This is a genomic window from Cohnella thailandensis (assembly GCF_014212135.1).
Classification (GTDB): domain Bacteria; phylum Bacillota; class Bacilli; order Paenibacillales; family Paenibacillaceae; genus Cohnella; species Cohnella thailandensis.
On record NZ_JACJVQ010000003.1, the window covers coordinates 272,274 to 288,144 of the forward strand.

Sequence of the window (15,871 nt, forward strand, 5' to 3'; positions counted from 1 at the left end):
TTACGGAACGTTGCACCCGACTTAGGGCAGCATCTTGGCCAACCCTTTTTCTTGCATATCGTAAATCGCCAGCTTGTAATTGATTTGTTCCAAATACTTCAAAGTATCCGAGAGATTCTTCTCTATTTTTTCCTTATGCTTGAGCATCATTTGTTTACGCATATTGAGCGTACTTTCGCCTTCCTGGTATAAATCTACATAATGCTTGATCTCGGCAAGCGGCATGCCTGTCGATCGCAGCGCCAAAATAAAATTTAACCACTCCATACTCTCCTCGTCATACAACCGATTGCCGCTCGAGTCGCGCTTGACGTACGGCAGGATTCCTTCCCGTTCATAATAACGGAGAGTGTAAGAGCTAATTCCGGTATCCTCCGAAACTTCTTTAATGGTGTACATGTTGTTTTTCCTCCTATAGTTAGAGTTAACTATAATAGCTTTCTACTTGGATTAGTCAAGCAGCCTTGATCGTAAACGGACGTGTGGAATTGCGTTAAGCGAGGGTAAAAATACGTTAAGTAAACAATTATCATACATTTGCAGGGAAATGGTATGCTAAAATAATCCATACGAATCGGAGAGAGTGAACAAAATGAAGGACATTACGTTCAAGGCTTATGCCATCACAAACGAAATCGATCTGAATAAAATCGCCATTCATTGCGGAATCCCGAAGAAGTTCACGTGGGAGGAGCCGCTCATCTTGCAGGGCGGGGCGCTGGAGAAAATCCTGCAGAGGAAAGTCGACGAATCGCAGCAGGTACTCGTCTTCTCGTTCGGCAGCGTCGTCTTCGTGAACGACGAAGCTAAAGAAGGGTTTCTGCCTTTCGTTCGTTATCTGCGGACGATCGAGCCGAACATCGACGAGGGCGATGCGGACCGCTATACGGACGATTACCGTCTTCGCGTGGATGCCGGAGGCGTAACGGAGCTGACCGACGAATACGTCGTCGTCAACGAGATCGAACCCTTCCATCAGGAGCTGATCGCGACGGTGCTGGCGAAGTCGGCCGCGTTGGAGAAGATCGAGGAGCAGCTCGGCAAGATCCACGACAAGCTGGAGAACATGATCGACCGCCTTGACAAGAGCAATCTGCGGCTCGGCAAGAAGGAACTGGCGCGCACGACGGCCGCGATCATGCGGCATGAGTACAATACGATCTCTTATATCATGATCCTCGATAAGCCGGACATTACGTGGGCCAGCAGCAGCGCGGGCGAGTTCTACGACCGCATGATGGAGTTCTTCGAGATGAACGACCGGTACGCGATCATCAAGAGCAAGACCGAGGTGCTCTACCGGATTATGGACGGTTTCTCGACGATCAGCCACTCGACTCGCGGCTTGTTCGTCGAATGGGTCATCGTCCTTCTGATCGTGAGCGAGCTTGCGATAACGGTGCTTCAGTTGGTCGGATGGATCGATTGAGCTTGATGCGGACTCCGGGTCGACTTTTGGACGCCCAAATACACCGCCTATGCCTTAGGGTTATAGGACGGTGTATTTTTCATATTTGCCCGTCGGCGGTCTTGCGCAGGAATAAGCCTTCTTGCCGTAGAATAAATCGGGTAAGTAGAATAATACGGAACGGATATGACGCCGTCAAAGGAGGTTGCCCGCGTGAAGTCCATCACCGTACAGAGTCTCGCGGATCAATTCAAGCTGGAGGTGCTGGCCGGCGCCGGACGCCTGGACCGGAAGATCACGCGCCCTCGCGCGCATCGCCCAGGCTTGGAATTCGTCGGCTACTTCGAATATTTCCCCATGGAACGGGTGCAGGTGCTCGGCCGCAAGGAGATCACGTATCTGCTGCAGCAAAGCGTCGAGGAGCGACTTCTTCATATCGGCAACATCGTCAAGTACCACCCGCCCTGCTTCATCGTGACGGCGGGCCAACAGGAGCTGCCCTATCTGAAGAAATTCTGCGACGAGGAAGGCATCCCGCTGCTGCGGACGAACGAATCGACGACGGAATTTATCGCGAAGCTGGACGGATTCCTGGTGAAGGCGCTGGCCCCGGAGCAGTCGATTCACGGCGTCTGCGTAAACGTATCGGGCATCGGTGTCCTGCTCCGGGGCAAGTCCGGCATCGGCAAAAGCGAGACGGCGCACACCCTCATTCGCCGCGGCCACCGGTTCGTGGCGGACGATATCGTCGTGCTGAAGAAGCTCGGCCCGGCGCTGCTGCTCGGGACGCACAACGAGACGACCCGCGAATTCCTCGCGCTGCGAAGCGTCGGCCTGATCAACGTCGTGCGCCAGTACGGGCGCCGCGCGTTCCAGGACGAGACGCGCATCGTGCTCGACATCGAGCTGACGACCTGGCGAGAGGGGGAACTCAGCAACGCGCTGGAGCTGGAGCCCCGATTCACCGAATACCTGGGCGTGAAGATCCCGCATATCGAGATTCCCCTGCAGCCCGGGCGCGACGTCGCCGGACTGATCGAAGCGGCGGCGAACAATTGGTATCTGAAGCAGCTTGGGTACAGCGCCGCGGAGGAGTTCATGCAGAGAATTCAAGGCAACCTGCAGTAAGCCGTTGAGTAGAGTAGCAAGTCGGCGAACTAGAACACCAAGACGGGCCGTAACAGGCAGCCAACCGCCAACCTGTTGCGGCCCCACGCGTCATTCCCTGACCGTCACGACTACGTTACCTTTCTTATGCTTTTGTTCGACATAGCGATGGGCATCGGGAATCTGTTCGAACGAGTATCGTCTATCGATGACCGGTTTGATTTTGCCGGTCTCGATAAGCTCCTTGAGGAAGAGTAGATCCTCAACGCGTGGTTTTTGCGACATATCAACGCTCACGTGTTTTCCGTTCGGACGAAGCGCGATCTTGCATGCCGACTTTGCGATTTTCGATATTTTTCTCCCGACGGCATCCAGGATTAAATCGTACCTTGCTCCGCTCGCCGCAAAATCCTCTTTCGTATAATCCAATACCCTGTCCGCTCCTAGAGCTCTCACCATCTCAAGATTCGCGGTGCTGCATACCCCCGTCACATCGGCCCCCAAGGATTTGGCAAGCTGTACCGCATAAGTCCCCACGCTTCCGGATGCTCCGTAAACAAGAATCTTCATTCCGCTCGCGATATTACCTTTTCTAAGCAAATTCAGCGCGGTTATTCCCCCGATAGGAACGGCGGCGGCCTCCTCATAGGTCAAATTGGTCGGTTTGATCGCCACTATTCCGTCTTGCGGCAGACATCTATACTCGGCATATGCGCCGAAGCCGAAACCGCAAAAAGCAAAAACTTCATCGCCTATCCGAAATTTCCTTACGTCTTTGCCTACGGCTTCGATTTCCCCGGCTAACTCAAAGCCTAATATCTTTACTTTTTTGGGCTTTAGGAGGCCGTTGAATAATCTTGCTAGGAACGGGTCGGCCTTCCGCATGCGCCAGTCCCCCGCCGTTACCGTTGTCGCGAAGATTCTCACCAGCACTTCATTGTCCTTGGGTACGGGTTTCTCCACCTCTTGCAGATGAAGAACATCGGGCGATCCGTATTCGGTATATACGATTGCTCTCATCCTTTCCCCTCCTCTCTTCATTATTATTTCGACCTGCCCTAATGATTTACCTTATTTTCGCAACCGAAGCCGTTCGAGAAGCATCTTACATAGGGGAAGGAGGATGCTCTCTGGATATCGTTCTGGGCTTGAGGAATAAAGACGAGGCCGCGCTTCGGGCGTTAATGGAGCGGTACGGCAACGAACTGATGCGTACGGCCTACTTATTGGTCAAAGACAAGCATGCCGCGGAAGAAGCGGTCATGGATACGTTCATTCAGGCCTACCGCAAGATCGACCAGCTCCAAGATCCCGACCGGCTTCACGGCTGGCTCCTGCGAATTACCGTAAACCGATGCCGGATGAAAATGCGCACCTGGAGCTGGACCCGAATATTGCCTCTTCCCCATGTGGAAAAGATGATCGCGGAAGAAGAGCCGGGCCCGGAGGAGCTCTTGATCGACGCCTGGCGCAACGAGAAGTTAAGCGAAGCGCTGCTTAAGCTGGATTACAAATATCGCGAGGCTATCGCGTTATTTTATTACAACGGATTAACCGTGGCCGAGATCGCGGAGCAAACGGGCAGCAACGAAAATACGGTGAAGGCCAGGCTTGCGAGAGGCAGGGCGAAGCTGAAGCTCATGCTGGAGGAACAGGAGGATGGGAATGAAGCCGGAGCAAGAGCAAGAGTTCATTAGGAGAAGGTTGGAGGAAGAGCTGGGGGACCTGCGTTTTCTTAGAGGCGCGGAAGTATTGGATCGCACCCATCCCCGTTCATGGCGGGCCAAGCTGCGGGCTTTGTGGAATTACGAACTCGAACTGCCGCTTATTCCGATAGGCGCTAGCTTCGCCGTGCTGCTGGCGATTTTCCTCGTTGCCCAGTTGCAAGAGGAGACTGGTAAAGGGGAGACGGCGGGGGATATGCCCCGCTCCGGAAGGCAGCTCGTGGAAGCCGGAGGCAATACCTACTGGAAGGACGATTACGAGAGGGCGGTGGAAGGCGTTGAAATTAAAGATCAAAGTTAAGCATCTCTTCGCGCTCGCCGTCGCCTTATGCGCCTCGTTTATCTTACTTCAGCTGATCGTGATGCCCAGGATCGACGTCGCGATGGCCAAAAAGCATTTCGAGCAAGGGACATCCGGAGGAAAGAATGACCTGCTTCGAGTAATCGATGCCTCGTCCGGGGGCGACAAGTGGGAGCTTATCCGACGTTACATGATCGAGAACGGCTCGGACATGAGCCTAACGAGATTCGACGTCATAGCGGGAGACGGGACGTTCTACTCTTCTACGGCAACCTCGTATCCGGATGCGCCGCGCTGGACGGGCGAGGAGAGAATCAAGTACTTGGAAGCCTATGTCGAAGGCGGTCCGGCCGATGGCTATTTGGTTAGAGCGGCGAAGCAATTGGCCTTCGAATATCTCGTTCTAAGCCGGACCGAAGACGCGATTCGGGCTCTGGAGCGGACGGAACAAAGGCTGACGGGCGGTTACGATAATCAGAAAAGAGAGCTTAAATTCGCCCGGGCGAAGATTTATGCGGATGCCGAACAATTCGAGACGGCGGAGCGGTTGTTGACCGAATTGAGCGAAAAGCCGAACCAGAAGGGCACGTATCTTAACGACAATATCGCGAAGCTCCAAACCCGGATCATGGAACAGCGCGACGATACGAAATCAAGCGTATCCGGAACCATTAAACGAAGCGACGGCCAGCCGATGGCGGGCATCGGGGTGTACTTGCGAAGCAGCAGGGACGTCTACCATAGCCTGATCGAAAGCGAGCCTTACCAGACCTTGACCGATGCGGAGGGCAACTTTGCGTTCAAAGGCGTTGCCCCCGGCAGTTACGTGATCTACATCGGCCTGGGCTTCGAGCAAATCGACGGTTGGACTCTACCGGTAAGCCACGACGAGGAGTGGATCGACCTTCGGGGAGGAGAACATCTGACCCGGGATATTACCTTGCAAAGGCTGATACAATTGCGCTCCCCGGTGGACCAGCAAATCATTACCGGCAAGACGGTCACATTCGAATGGGAGCCTGTCGAAGGAGCTGCTTATTACACTCTGAACGGGACTTTTCCCATCGAAAACGGTACGGTAGGAAACAGGATTAAGGACCATATCGAGAGCAATTCCATCGAGATTCCCCTCGAAACGCTCTACAGCGTTGAAAGCGGCTATTCTTATAAAAAATTCGGAGACAAGGACATTCCGGATCCCTCCAATCTTCTCGGGTACGCCGATCCGTCCAGCCGGTTCTCCTGGAACGTGGAAGCCTACGATGCCGACGGGAAGCTGTTGACGCGGAGCAACGGGTACCGCTTGAACTTGAACGAGCAGACCATGGGGCCCCTCCCTTTCTTCTATCTGAAGGAGCGCACGCTTACCGACGCCGATCGGCTGCTTCTGGAGGGTCGCATGGACGAAGCCTTGGTCGAGTACAAAGCAGCTTATGAGCGGGATGAGCAAGATGAGCATAGCCTTCGGATGATGGTTAAACTTCTGAGGATTAACGCCACGGACGCTAAGCGGCCTCTTGACGCGGCTTCCGTAACGTACCTTGAGAAGCTCGCAAGCGTCGACGATACCGGCAACGACATTTTCCCCTTGATCGAATACTATGGAAGCGTCGAAGATTGGTCCCAAGTCGACCATTACTACGGCATGCTAAAGGAAGCCCGGCAAGGAAGGGTGGAAAGCTACTCTCAAGCCTATTACGGAAAGCTGCTGCTGAAGCAAGGGAGAGTTCAAGAGGGCGCGGCGCAGCTTCGGCAAGCCCAAGAGAACGATCCCTCGAATCGATTCATCGGCACCTATCTCGCGAGCGTCATTTATTTGTCCGGCACCTTGGATACGGCCGAGGAGCTTGCGCTTCAGTATCCGGAACGGTCCTATTACGACCAAAACAACCCGGATTGGAGCGATCTTGTTCAAGGTTTAAAGGAGGAAAGCCAGGACTCGAACGACGATTCCTACTTCTCGAAGCTGAAAGAGGCGCTGCGAGTTTGCTTCGGCGGGGAAAAAACGGAGATAGAGAACTGGACGGCGGAGTCGGAATACTCGGCGATGAAGGCGTTCATCAAGGCGCTGTCGAAAGTGGATTGACATGACGATGCTTCATTATGCTAACGGGCAGAGCTTAGACTATTATGAATAAAAGAGGTTTTTGGATTATTTGAAAATGGGGGATTTAAAATATGGAACGTAAAATTCAACTAATGGAAACCTACGTAAATATCGACCTTGGAAACACCCCCTATTTAAAATTAGATAAAGGGTTGCAAATTCCATACTCTTCAATCAAGGGAATAACAACAGGTAGACCGATACCAAATGCTTTTAAACTATATGGTGCTTCATTTGGAGGAATGAGAAGCGGGTTATTTAGATCAAATGGTGGTTATCAACTCCACTTTTTTGAAAATGAGCTTGAAACTCTTCATTTAGATTTGAATAGCTTTCAAGTTGGTAAGTTCAAAATATCAAAGTTGATCATTGGTGTTGAAAATCCTGAAGAAATAAGTAAAAATATTTCCGAAAGAGTGAAGTGATACAGCAGCAGTTTAGGACTTTATTTTCTTGTCCTTGACTGCTGCTGTTTCGATTCTTGGAACATCTAGTACTTATTTCTCGGACGCTGACGGTTTTGCGATTCGAAAATCCGCGAGTTCCCTTTAACTCGTCAACGTAAAGATATCATCGTTGTCTTTAAGAAACTGTATTCTCTCCGAATAATCTTGTTCTGCTTGAGTTTTGGTCAGTATATTGCTGGAGACTAATAAGTCATAAAACGACTGCAACAGCTGTTCCGATATACGATAGGGGTGACTCTCGGAGGTAATCATCATCCTTAGTCCGTCAACCAGGACGGAGGCTGTTTTTTCTCGCTGAACAAGCTCGATCTGTACACCGCTGCCGTCTATGATAACATACATTTCTTTGCCGTCTCCAAGTGCGATATGATTGACTTCTGCTCCGTCTGCCAAGCGTCTCTGGAGTTCTTTCATGGAGTAGCCCGGAATCGGATCGTTTCTTAGAAGCCAGTCGGCAAAATCTGTTGCATCAACGCGATCTGTATCGTATTTTTTCCAAGCTGCCCCATTGTTCTTCCGAATCCATATTGAGTTGTCCTGCGTTATGCGCAGAGCCATCTCGTTGTCCGTATAAACGGCCTTATACTCTGAAGCACGCAGCCGATCCATCAACTCCGGCACGTCCGATTGGTTGAAGGATAAATCTATCGGCATTAATTCCGTCGTGGATTCGCCTTGATACAAGGCAGGTACAGCTTCGGCCGCAGGCCTCTCGACTTCGGGAGCCGCTTCTGTTCGGTCCCGGGCGGAGGTAGCAAAAACCGTAACGGTTCCGGCCACGATCGCCATAGCGAGAAGCATCGTCGATATGGTGATTTTTTTCGTTTTCATGATCGATACAATCCTTTCTTCGATCGGGTTTTTAGCAAAATGACTCGCCAATCCCGACAGCCCGCTTTTCTTTTCTTCCATACGGACAAGCGCCATCGCATAGGCAGGTTTCTTTTTCTCCCCAAATGTCCTTACGACCGTTTCATCGCAGGAGAGCTCGATGTCGCGGTTGGCAAGGATGTACATGACCCACACGACAGGGTTGAACCAATGGATACACAAGCAGGCAGCGAGCAGCCACTTCTTGAGGGTGTCGAATCGTTTGATGTGCGTGTACTCGTGGGCAAGGATAAACTCGAGTTGTTCGGTATCGGTATGGTGGATATACTTCGGCAACAGGACCACGGGATGCCAAACGCCATAGGTGAGGGGAGTCCAAATGGCATCCGACTGCCGGATATGTACCTTTCGCCTTAACGGGTTCGACTTCTGCCACTCTCGGATGAACTCATTATTCATCGGAAGCGAGCAGCTGTAACGGTTTCGGTACCTTAAATGCGGGATTATAAAAGATAAAGCGCATAACGTGCAACCAATAAGCCATATAAGCACCCAGGGCGATAGGGATGAAGCCGGCTCCGGCGGTACGACCGGTTCGATCATAAATTCTGTCATGAATGGCATGGTAATCGTTTGACCATTTGATATGGGCGGGCTTTGCTCTAGGGGAAGGCTCTCTTGTACGGTAAACATCCTGCCTAATTCGTTGACTGCCGTATAGACGCTGAATGGCGATTGAACGGGAATCGGGACCAGCAGCCTCAGCAACGCAACTCCCCAGAGAATAATAAAGGTCGTTTTCGGAACTTTATGCAATAACAAGAAACGAAAACAGACAACCGCTAGGATGAAGAGAGAAGCCGACACGCTCATATCCATTAACGACATGCCCGCTTTACTCCAATCTCTCGATCAATTGTTTTAAGCGGCTAATCTCCTCAGACGTCAGCTTTTTCTGCCCTAGAAGAGAAGCGATCAGCCTGTCGGGAGCGCCATTGTACATTTTATTGATCAATTCCGTTGTTTCGTGCTCCTGCACCTGTTCTCGCGTCACAAGCGCGCAACAAACGAAGTTCGGCTCTCTCCGCTCAATCGCTCCTTTATCGAGGCACTTCTTGATGACGGTATAAGTCGTCGTCTTGCTCCACCCTATTTTCTCCTTCGTGATCTCCGCAATCCTCTTAGCCGTCGTATCGCCTTCCTTCCATAAAATCTCCATAATGTGAAGCTCGCTGTCGAACAGCTTAATACTCATAGAAGGCACCTCGCATCTGTTCTATTGAAGTAGAATGAGATGCTTTTATTCTATTCCAGTAGAACGAATCCGTCAAGCCGTGTTGAATCAGGTGAACAGTCCGCCTAAACGATCGTCGGCCGGAGGCGGGCAGCCCAGATGCCTCGCCATCGATACGATTTGGCCTTTGTGATGGAATTCATGCGTCGCCACATGGGTAAACAGCAGCAGAGGAGTAGGCGACTTCGGGTAACCTTGCCAGCTCTCGTCTTGCTCGATAGGTTCGGACCAACGATCTCGATACTCGTTCAAGAACCGTTGTACGAGCTCATCCGCTTCCGCGAATCTTGCGCGGGCGTACTTCACGTCGGCGCGTTCGATCTCGTGTACGGAAATATCCCAATGCTCGTTTATCCTCTTAAACGCATAAGATTCCAACCAGAATCGATAACTGTCGACGACATGACATTGGGTTCGCATAATCGTTCCGCGCCCAAAACCGGGAACCGTTTGATGCAATAGCCGAGGAGGAAGCTCTTCCATGAAAGCGAACATGTTCTGTCTAGCTAGTCGGATCCAATCGTATTGTTGCCGCAGCACTTCCAACAACGTTATCACTCCTCGAATGTCGAATATTCCTGTTCATCTGACCGTTTCAACTTCTCCGTTATCGTCAACACATGGCCGTCAGGGTCGATGATGGTAAAATAAAGCGTGCTTCCGCGCAATTCGATCCGATCCACCACGGAACCATCGTCTATCATCGTCTGATACGAACGGAAAATCGCATAGGGGTCCGCTCGCCGAAAGCCATCGACCAACGCTTCGAACACCTCGATGCTAAGACCGCGGCTTGGAGCTGTAATCGCGGAATCGTCCCAACATTCAGGGTGGCGCTCAACCGCCGTCTTCAGCCTTGTCCTCGCCCGCTTCAGGGCCGCTTTCACCGAGCCCTCGGATTGACCGAACAGCATTCCCGTTTCCTTCGCGGTAAAGTGAAAGACGTCGATCAGCAAGATAAGAACGACTTGCTTGGGTTCTAGCCGATCGGACAACAGTTCGAGCGCCTCGCGCACATCCCACCTGCTCCATTCGTCATAAGAACCGACCAGGTGCTCTTCGAGCTGCCCTGCCTGCGGCTGCAGTTGGCGGCTGCGGCATATATCTACCCAAGCGTTCGCGGCAATCCGAAACAGAAAGGGCTTCGTGATTTCCCTGTTCGGGAACCGGGTATGCCAACGATAGGCTTTAATAAGCGCTTCCTGCAGCAAATCGTCCGCATCCCAAGCCGAGCCGGTCCTAGCCAGACAATACCGTCTCAGATCGCTCTGCAGCGGAAGCGTCATCTCCGCGAACGTCTCGTATCCCTCGTCCGACGGTGAGAATCGTTCAATACTTCGATCCACTCCCCACCAAACCCCTTTTCACTCGATCACCTGCGCTATCTCCCACAAATACCCGTCCGGATCGGCAAAACAAGCCGTCCGCCGCCCCCAAGGACGCGTTATCGGTCCATTCAGCAACTTAACGCCTCGCGCTTTCAATTCATCGCATACCCGATCGGCGTCCGGCACTTGGATCGTGAACAGAAAACGTGCGCCATCTCCGACTCGACCAACCTTCGCCGGTTCAATTAGCTCCGGGGCATTCGACAGATCTAAAAGATTAATGCATGTATTACCGTAATCGAACACCGCGCAGGATCTGTCTTCATATCGGATCGAAAGTTTGAAAGTCTCTTGGTAGAAAGCCTTCGACCGTTGCAAGTCTTCCACAAACAAAGTAATTTCGGTAATTTTATTTACCCAACCCGTTATCGCCATTCATAATCGACTCCTTCATTTGCGGCACTATTGTTGCTTCCGAATCTTATTCTTGTGAGCAAAATACGGCGTCTGCCCCGTCTCTTCCACGATATCGACGGGATTTCCATCCAGATCGAATGCTTGGAAAAACCTGTGCCCATCCTCTTCGTGGATTTCGCTTAGTTCCGCTCCCTTTGCCTTAAGCTGTCTGTACGAATGGTCAATATCGTACGAAGTGAAATTGAAGTAAGGTATCGGGTGTTTGCCGGTATCGAATTGGACAGGCTGCGGCTTCTCCACTTTCCATAATATGACCAATGTTTGACCGTTAGGGAACGCGAGTCCGACCCGATAATCGGTCTTCTCAATCGTCTCCAGATCGAACATTCGAACATACCACTCCGCTGAACGTGTAATGTCGGTTACCGGAATGAAGATGGCGGATACAAATGCGACGATTTTTTCCATAGTAGATCAACACTCTCCTTAACCTGATTTTCAACCTATTAACGATAAAAATCCATCAAAAGATACGGGTAAGAAATGAGGTCTTCAAAAAATTTGCTCGGCTTCTTCTTTGCTCCCCGTTGCCCGAGCACGCCAAAGAGGACCGAACAGGTCGCTCGCCAGCAACCTATTACAGCCCCTCCGGCTAAGACTATGCCTGCTACTGCCCCCGTCCTGCTAACCCATAGAAGAACAACTCCACCATTTGATCTATGCTTAGGGTTGTCCGTTCTTGATTCGAAGCCTCCCACTGCCGGCCCAGCTCATTTTTGAACATCGTGAAGTAGCGCATCGTCAACTCTTCCGTCTGATCTTTACGAATATAATCCTCTTGTTTCCCGAGCTCGACAAACCTTCTGAAAAAGTGCTCGACCTTTTGCTCGCTATAGTCCTCCATCATTTGCATCAATCCACTTAACTCAGAGGATGGGGCTTTCTGAAACTCATCCGCCAACATTTTTAAGTTTCTGGCCTCCAAGAGCATGATCTCCTTAGTCTTCTCAGGAAAGGATAGCCCGGAATCAAGTATGTCCTCGCACTCGGCCAACCGCTTGTCCATCCAGTTCATTAGCGTATCGGCATAGAGCTGTTCTTTCGTCTTAAAGTAGTTATATATGGTAGCGGGGGAAACCTTCGCTTTATGCGCGATCTCATTCACGCTAACCTTCTGAAGGCCATATTTGAAAAATAGTTCAAAGGCCGCGTTGTGTATTTGCTCTATTTTTTTCTGTTTTCGTCGTTCGAAGCCGTCCATCCTCTTCACCTCATATGTACTGTAACCAAAGTTGTAGAGTATTTCAATAAAATCAGTATAAAACATTGAATTTGCGAAATGATGTAGTTATAATAATTTTGTAGTAATTTTATATATTTACTACATGACTATTGCAAACGTTAATTTTTGAGGAGGGTAATGAGATGAAACCAATACGAATTCCTTCTTTTTTGCATGATGTTTTTGGTGAAAAACAGACCTCTGGGTCTATTCTGGCGATCCTGCTTTTTGGCGGAATCCTGACTTCCGCGCTATATTTGGTTTTCCCCGAAATGACGAGCCAGATGCCGGTATGGCGAAGCGCCGCAGCGTTATTGTTGATATTCGATATTTTTTCCGGATGCATAGCGAATTTTACGGCTTCAACCAGCAACTTTTATGCGGCTAGAAGAACGAACCGGATCGTATTCATTGCGATACATTTCCATATCGTGCTTGTTGCGATTCTTCTTCACGGCGACATTTGGAATTCGTTGGGGGTTTGGGCTTATACGGTAATTGGCGCATTTATCGTAAATGCTCTTATCGGCAAGCATTCGCAGCCATTCGTTGCGGGTTTGCTCTTGTCCGTCGGCTTCGGCTTCATTCCTATGCTGCCGGGAATACCGCCGTTTATGCTGATTATCAGTCTATTGTTTATGCTTAAGGTGCTCTATAGCTTCGCCGTCGATCATTATGGCCAAGCACGACGTGACTCCGGTGAAGAACTATGAATACTTCGCTCCGAATATCTAAGCTGTCTAAGTCGGATAAAGCCCCGTTCGTATCCCTGATGAGCAGAGCGTTTTCCCGGGACCCCTTGTTTCTGCATTTGTTCGGCGATTCCGAGCATGACCTTAAGGCAAGCAGAAAGGTGACGGCATTCGTATCCTTTATGTTTGATAAAAGCTTTTTACTTCATGAAGAAGCGCTAGGCTTTTTTGAGAATGAGATTCTTCTCGGCGCATATGTCGTAGAAAAGCCGCGAGCAGATATGCTTCGGAGTATAAGAGGAGGATTGTTGCTGATCGGGAGGGTGCTTCCCTTGATGTTTCGGTTGTCCTGGCAAACGCTGCGTCTTCTTAACGGCTATATGCGAGTCACAAAGTCTGCCGTACCTCCACGGATGCATCATTACCTTATTATGATTGGAGTAGAACCGGAGAGTCAGGGAAAGGGCGTCGGCAAGGCCCTGCTGAACCATCTGTTGACTACAGTAAGTGCGGATCGGTACTCATTGGGAATCGCGTTGGATACGGAAAATGAAGAAAATATCAAGATCTATCGAAGGTTTGGGTTTGCCTTGAGCAGAGAGACGAAATTCAACGATTTACCGGTTTACTGCATGTTCTATAAAAAAGACACGGATTTATAAACGAGATGATCTGTTGCGCTTCAGGGTTATGTTAGCTTATAAGAAAAAAATACAGAGCGACGGCATCCCTTTCGCCGTGCTCTGTATTAAATTTCGAATACTAAAAAATTTACTCATCTACCGTCGCAATCGGATTGACCGCAAAGATCGAATGAATGTTGCCGTCAGGATCTGCGAAGAACCCCGTCGTGTGGCCCCAGTCCATGGATCTCGGCTCCGTTATCGGCGTAGCTCCCTTTGAAACGAAGTCATTATACGTATCGCGAACGATTTCCGGCGACTCGCACTGAAAATTCAATTCAAAGGCTTGACCCTTGCGTTCTTCAATAAAGGAATGATGCCCGTTCGTATTATCGGCCATTAAAGCCTTGGAACAAATCGCGAAGCGAACGCCGTTATTCTCGAATTCGGCATAATGGCTTTCTTCGACAACGATAGGAAATCCAATTACTTCTCGATAGAACTTAGCCAACCGGGATACATCATTCGACATGATCGTAATCCCCTCTAACTGCACTTTCATCCGTACGACACTCCTTTATCCTTATCGATGATCGCTTTTCCACCACCTATAATAGCATAAATAGGTAATTACACCATGGCACTCCAGCTTTCTTCTTATCCCTTACGATGCGCAACATCCCTTGCCGCAAATGGATATTGCTACCTTTTGTATATCTGTTATATAATATATATAACAGATAGCGTCGCTGTTCTGTGCCAAAAGGAGAGACATTTCATGTTCATCGAGCTGGATCTGCAATCAGAGACTCCGCTATACGAGCAATTAATGAACCAGCTGATCGAAGGGATCGCTTCGGGCGCGTTGAAGCCGGGCGATCCGCTTCCATCCGTCAGGAATCTAGCGGAGAATCTAGGCATTAATCTCCATACCGTCAATAAGTCGTATACCTTGCTGAAGCAGGATGGTTTTCTGCAAGTGCACCGGAAGAAGGGCGTTGTCGTCCAGCCGGACGCGATGCCGGGCGTGACGGCGGAATTCGAGGCCAAGCTGGTCCGGCAGCTTCGTTCGCTCGCGGCGGAAGCGGCCGTGCGCGGAATGACGGAAGAAGCTTTCGTGACCCAATGCAGAAAACTGTATGGGGACACCATTATGAAGCGCGGAGGGGACGGGCAATGATGATGAATGGAACTGTCATAGCAGTCGCGAGCCTATATTTTCTTCAAGCCCTGTTGATCGGTGTACAGAATTTCTTCGGTCCCCGAGCCCTCTTGTTTGGAGTGCCGATTCCGGCTGCCGATACGCAGGATCCAGCCGTTCGTCGAATACGCGTGCAATATACGATTCTGATGGGGATATTCGTGCTGATTGTGGCCGCCGCTTGCTTCGCATGGATTCGGTACCTGGACGCTGCGCACGCCTTAGTCTACCTTTTGGCCGCCCTTCTCGCTCAATTTCCGCTCTCCGGCCTTGCGATCGCGATCTGCAGACAATCGGCGCTGCGGTTGAAGGCAACCCGCGGATGGCAAGTCCCCGTCGAGAACAGAAGGGCAGCCAGCATCTCGAACAGACGGCATCGTTCCCCCGTGCTCGGCTTGCCATGGTTCGGTGCTCACTTGGCCGTCATCGCGGTTTGCATCATCATCGCCATGGTGAAGTGGAACGATATCCCGGTTCAATTTGCCATCCAATGGAACGCGGACAGAATACCGGACTGGTATCGCTGGTATTCCACCAAGTCCATCGGTTCCGTCTTCTATGAGAACTTTGGACAGCTTATCGGAACCGGAATTTTTATGCTTCTGAACCTCGTCATCGGCAGAACAAGAACGTCTCTGGATCCGAAAGACCCGGAAGGCTCGCTGCAAAAGCAAATTCGGTACAAGCGAATCAACTCTTTCGCGATATGGGGGATTTCGCTGGTTGTGACCGTATTCTTGGGGCTCTTCCAAGCGGGCAGGATTTATTCCTTCCAGTTGGACTTGTGGATCCATTTAACGCTCGCGCTCCTGCTTACGGCCTATCTGCTGCTGCTGGGCATGGTCGTTTATCTGAGGGCGAGGGGACTGGATCAGCAACGAGATATCCCTTCGCAGGACAATCGATATTGGAAAATATCGGGGATAACCTATTGCAATCCTGATGATCCGGCGATCTTCGTTCCTAAACCTTACGGCATGGGCTGGACCGTCAATATGGCCAAACCGATGGGCCGGCTAGCGATCGCAGCGATCGTGGGAGTTCCTATTCTGCTCTTGGTATGGGTATGGCTTCTAATCATGTAATTTG

Annotated in this window: 20 protein-coding genes; 10 read left to right on the plus strand and 10 right to left on the minus strand. The window is 50.6% G+C overall.

Annotated elements, in window-relative coordinates; genetic code table 11:
* Positions 1 to 21: 21 nt before the first annotated feature.
* The gene (locus tag H7B67_RS03560) at positions 22 to 399 is read right to left on the minus strand and encodes a MerR family transcriptional regulator (RefSeq protein WP_185118417.1); all 378 of its coding nucleotides are present in this window, start codon (positions 397 to 399) and stop codon (positions 22 to 24) included.
* A gap of 193 nt (positions 400 to 592) precedes the next feature.
* On the opposite strand from H7B67_RS03560, the gene H7B67_RS03565 reads away from it, so the two are divergent.
* Together H7B67_RS03565 and hprK are read left to right on the plus strand one after the other, a co-directional pair.
* Positions 593 to 1,429 carry an RMD1 family protein gene (locus H7B67_RS03565; RefSeq protein ID WP_185118418.1) on the plus strand — a complete coding sequence of 279 codons (837 nt, stop codon included), beginning with the start codon at positions 593 to 595 and terminating at the stop codon, positions 1,427 to 1,429.
* Positions 1,430 to 1,621: 192 nt separating this feature from the next.
* Entirely contained in the window at positions 1,622 to 2,536 is a 915-nt protein-coding gene (hprK, locus tag H7B67_RS03570; protein ID WP_185118419.1) for an HPr(Ser) kinase/phosphatase, read from the plus strand.
* Between the two features lie 90 nt (positions 2,537 to 2,626).
* On the opposite strand, the gene H7B67_RS03575 is transcribed toward hprK, so the two are convergent.
* On the minus strand, positions 2,627 to 3,535 hold the full coding sequence (locus H7B67_RS03575) for an NAD(P)-dependent alcohol dehydrogenase (RefSeq protein ID WP_185118420.1): 909 nt from the start codon (positions 3,533 to 3,535) through the stop codon (positions 2,627 to 2,629).
* Between the two features lie 128 nt (positions 3,536 to 3,663).
* On the opposite strand from H7B67_RS03575, the gene H7B67_RS03580 reads away from it, so the two are divergent.
* From H7B67_RS03580 to H7B67_RS03595, 4 genes are all read left to right on the plus strand, one after another.
* Positions 3,664 to 4,212, plus strand: coding sequence for a sigma-70 family RNA polymerase sigma factor (locus tag H7B67_RS03580; RefSeq protein ID WP_245363690.1), 549 nt, complete (start codon positions 3,664 to 3,666; stop codon positions 4,210 to 4,212).
* Positions 4,181 to 4,540 carry a hypothetical protein gene (locus tag H7B67_RS03585; protein WP_185118422.1) on the plus strand — a complete coding sequence of 120 codons (360 nt, stop codon included), beginning with the start codon at positions 4,181 to 4,183 and terminating at the stop codon, positions 4,538 to 4,540. The genes H7B67_RS03580 and H7B67_RS03585 overlap by 32 nt, the downstream gene beginning before the upstream one ends.
* Positions 4,518 to 6,626: a carboxypeptidase-like regulatory domain-containing protein gene (locus H7B67_RS03590; protein ID WP_185118423.1), complete on the plus strand. Its 2,109-nt coding sequence runs from the start codon at positions 4,518 to 4,520 to the stop codon at positions 6,624 to 6,626. The genes H7B67_RS03585 and H7B67_RS03590 overlap by 23 nt, the downstream gene beginning before the upstream one ends.
* Before the next feature lie 92 nt (positions 6,627 to 6,718).
* Positions 6,719 to 7,072 (plus strand): hypothetical protein, encoded by a 354-nt coding sequence (locus H7B67_RS03595; protein ID WP_185118424.1) that lies wholly within the window; start codon positions 6,719 to 6,721, stop codon positions 7,070 to 7,072.
* 123 nt (positions 7,073 to 7,195) lie between these two features.
* Here H7B67_RS03595 and H7B67_RS03600 read toward each other — a convergent pair whose 3' ends face one another.
* The 7 genes from H7B67_RS03600 to H7B67_RS03630 form a co-directional block, all read right to left on the minus strand.
* Positions 7,196 to 8,833, minus strand: coding sequence for a M56 family metallopeptidase (locus H7B67_RS03600; protein ID WP_185118425.1), 1,638 nt, complete (start codon positions 8,831 to 8,833; stop codon positions 7,196 to 7,198).
* Between the two features lie 7 nt (positions 8,834 to 8,840).
* Positions 8,841 to 9,200 carry a BlaI/MecI/CopY family transcriptional regulator gene (locus tag H7B67_RS03605; protein ID WP_185118426.1) on the minus strand — a complete coding sequence of 120 codons (360 nt, stop codon included), beginning with the start codon at positions 9,198 to 9,200 and terminating at the stop codon, positions 8,841 to 8,843.
* Positions 9,201 to 9,287: 87 nt separating this feature from the next.
* Complete coding sequence (locus tag H7B67_RS03610) at positions 9,288 to 9,788, minus strand: DinB family protein (RefSeq protein ID WP_185118427.1); 501 nt, start codon at positions 9,786 to 9,788, stop codon at positions 9,288 to 9,290.
* 5 nt (positions 9,789 to 9,793) lie between these two features.
* On the minus strand, positions 9,794 to 10,585 hold the full coding sequence (locus H7B67_RS03615) for a sigma-70 family RNA polymerase sigma factor (RefSeq protein WP_185118428.1): 792 nt from the start codon (positions 10,583 to 10,585) through the stop codon (positions 9,794 to 9,796).
* Between the two features lie 18 nt (positions 10,586 to 10,603).
* On the minus strand, positions 10,604 to 11,002 hold the full coding sequence (locus H7B67_RS03620; RefSeq protein WP_185118429.1) for a VOC family protein: 399 nt from the start codon (positions 11,000 to 11,002) through the stop codon (positions 10,604 to 10,606).
* A 27-nt stretch (positions 11,003 to 11,029) separates the two neighbouring features.
* Positions 11,030 to 11,452 carry a VOC family protein gene (locus tag H7B67_RS03625; RefSeq protein ID WP_185118430.1) on the minus strand — a complete coding sequence of 141 codons (423 nt, stop codon included), beginning with the start codon at positions 11,450 to 11,452 and terminating at the stop codon, positions 11,030 to 11,032.
* A gap of 199 nt (positions 11,453 to 11,651) precedes the next feature.
* Positions 11,652 to 12,245, minus strand: a complete 594-nt coding sequence (locus H7B67_RS03630) for a TetR/AcrR family transcriptional regulator (protein ID WP_185118431.1) — start codon at positions 12,243 to 12,245, stop codon at positions 11,652 to 11,654.
* Between the two features lie 164 nt (positions 12,246 to 12,409).
* Between H7B67_RS03630 and H7B67_RS03635 the strand changes: the two genes are divergently transcribed.
* Positions 12,410 to 12,979, plus strand: a complete 570-nt coding sequence (locus H7B67_RS03635; protein WP_185118432.1) for a hypothetical protein — start codon at positions 12,410 to 12,412, stop codon at positions 12,977 to 12,979.
* Between the two features lie 140 nt (positions 12,980 to 13,119).
* Positions 13,120 to 13,620 carry a GNAT family N-acetyltransferase gene (locus tag H7B67_RS31230; RefSeq protein ID WP_342592530.1) on the plus strand — a complete coding sequence of 167 codons (501 nt, stop codon included), beginning with the start codon at positions 13,120 to 13,122 and terminating at the stop codon, positions 13,618 to 13,620.
* A 109-nt stretch (positions 13,621 to 13,729) separates the two neighbouring features.
* Here H7B67_RS31230 and H7B67_RS03645 read toward each other — a convergent pair whose 3' ends face one another.
* Complete coding sequence (locus H7B67_RS03645) at positions 13,730 to 14,143, minus strand: VOC family protein (RefSeq protein ID WP_185118434.1); 414 nt, start codon at positions 14,141 to 14,143, stop codon at positions 13,730 to 13,732.
* A gap of 216 nt (positions 14,144 to 14,359) precedes the next feature.
* Here H7B67_RS03645 and H7B67_RS03650 point away from each other — a divergent pair, with 216 nt between their 5' ends.
* Both H7B67_RS03650 and H7B67_RS03655 read left to right on the plus strand, forming a co-directional pair.
* On the plus strand, positions 14,360 to 14,761 hold the full coding sequence (locus tag H7B67_RS03650) for a GntR family transcriptional regulator (RefSeq protein ID WP_185118435.1): 402 nt from the start codon (positions 14,360 to 14,362) through the stop codon (positions 14,759 to 14,761).
* On the plus strand, positions 14,758 to 15,867 hold the full coding sequence (locus tag H7B67_RS03655; RefSeq protein WP_185118436.1) for a DUF5808 domain-containing protein: 1,110 nt from the start codon (positions 14,758 to 14,760) through the stop codon (positions 15,865 to 15,867). The genes H7B67_RS03650 and H7B67_RS03655 overlap by 4 nt, the downstream gene beginning before the upstream one ends.
* Positions 15,868 to 15,871: the final 4 nt, after the last annotated feature.